This is a genomic window from Bilophila sp. 4_1_30 (assembly GCF_000224655.1).
Classification (GTDB): domain Bacteria; phylum Desulfobacterota; class Desulfovibrionia; order Desulfovibrionales; family Desulfovibrionaceae; genus Bilophila; species Bilophila wadsworthia.
The window spans coordinates 53545-55022 of record NZ_JH114238.1; the positions used below are offsets into that span (position 1 = coordinate 53545).

A 1478-nucleotide genomic window follows, 5' to 3' on the forward strand; every position below is an offset into this window, starting at 1 on the left:
GGAGTCGTGATGGGCGAGCTTTGGGTGAATTATGCGGAACTGGCTGATGCCATTGGCGAAGACGGTGCGGAAAAGCTGTGCCGCGCCGTGGGCGGGGTGTCCACGTACATTCCGCGCACGCAGCCGGAAGGCTCTCCGCTCTGCGGGGTCATCGGCACGGAACGGATGAGGCGGCTGTGCTCGGCGTTCGGCGGGTTGCGGGTGACGCTGCCCAACAGGAGGCGGAGCGAGCCCTCCAAGGTACGGATCGCGCGCCTGCTGGAATCCGGCAAGGCGCCGGGGGCCGTCGCCCTCGAAATCGGCGTCACGGAACGGTATGTGCGCATGATTGCCAGCCGCTGCAAGATCGGGAGCGGCGGAAGCGGCGGGCGGGGTTCGGTATGCCGCCCGGACTGAGAAGGGGAAGGGCGCGTCCCGCGTTGTCCGCCGCCCGCTTCAATCGGAGCCCCTTCCGGCAGGCATGGCTTGCCGGGTTGGGAGGGGGGGCGGGGCTTCGCAAAGACCCGTGCGCGGGGTGTGGGAGGTTTCCGCCGCAACCCCGGAAACATCGCAAGGCAGCCCGTTGCCCGAGGCGCGGGGAGGTGCCCCATTGGAGCCGCCGTAAGCCCGGCGTCATCCGCCGTTGCTCGAGGCGCGGGGAGGTGCCCCTTTCTTTTTCTTGCCGATCCACGGCGTGGGGCGAGCTTCCTGCGGGCCTGAACCTGAGGCTTCCCCGGGGGCTCCTGAGCTGGCGTGGCCCGTACGTTTGGGGGCGTGGGGCGGGGCTCCGCCGGAAACTGTTCAGGGTGTGGCTTCCGGGCCGGACGCGCCAAGGTGGGGGAAGGAGGTTCCTATGGCTGGTTTTACCTTGCGTCATTTTTCCCCGGTCGAATTCCGCTGCAAGTGCGGGTGCGGCGCGGGCATGGAAAAAATGGACGCCGATCTGCTGCATCTGCTCGACGAGGCCCGCGATCTGGCGGGCGCGCCGTTTTCGCTGACGTCCGCCTACCGTTGCCCCAAGCACAACAAGGCCGTCGGGGGCGTGCCCACGTCCGCCCACGTGCGCGGGTATGCCGTGGACATCCGCTGTGTGGATTCCCATTCCCGTTTCGTGATCCTTCAAGCGTTGCTTGAAGTTGGTTTCCGGCGCATCGAGCTGGCCCCGACGTGGATCCATGTGGACAACGACCCGGACAAGCCGCGTGACGTGGCCTTTTACCGGCATGGAGGCGCATACTGATGGAAACGGCTGTGATTGATTTTCTTTTTTCGGCACTGGCCCAGCTCGCCGCCCAGTATCCCGACGCGGCGTGGCTTGCCGTCGCCCTGAGCGCGGTCATGACCGTCTGCGGGCTGTGCGCCGTGGCTACCGTCTGGATGCCCGTGCCCAAGGAAACGGCGGGGCTGTATGCCGCCGTGTACCGCTGGGCCCATGCCTTTGCCGCGCATTTCGGGCAGAACCGGGGCGCGGTGGCGGACGGCAGATCCGAAACCGTGCA

The 1478-nt window shown here is 67.3% G+C and carries 3 protein-coding genes; all 3 read left to right on the top strand.

Going from position 1 to position 1478, the window contains the following annotated elements; genetic code table 11:
* Positions 1-396 (top strand): hypothetical protein (locus HMPREF0178_RS19765; protein ID WP_009369310.1); only part of this gene is annotated, 396 nt, incomplete at its 5' end.
* A gap of 436 nt (positions 397-832) precedes the next feature.
* A complete protein-coding gene (locus HMPREF0178_RS19770; protein WP_009369311.1) occupies positions 833-1219 on the top strand; it encodes a D-Ala-D-Ala carboxypeptidase family metallohydrolase in 387 nt (128 codons plus the stop codon).
* Between the two features lie 11 nt (positions 1220-1230).
* Positions 1231-1478: RNA-binding protein (locus HMPREF0178_RS19775; RefSeq protein ID WP_232281339.1), on the top strand; the 248-nt coding region annotated here is incomplete at its 3' end.

Coding starts and splice junctions, on each gene's coding strand:
- HMPREF0178_RS19770 (WP_009369311.1), top strand. CDS start 833: ATGGCTGGTTTTACCTTGCGTCATTTTTCCCCGGTCGAATTCCGCTGC.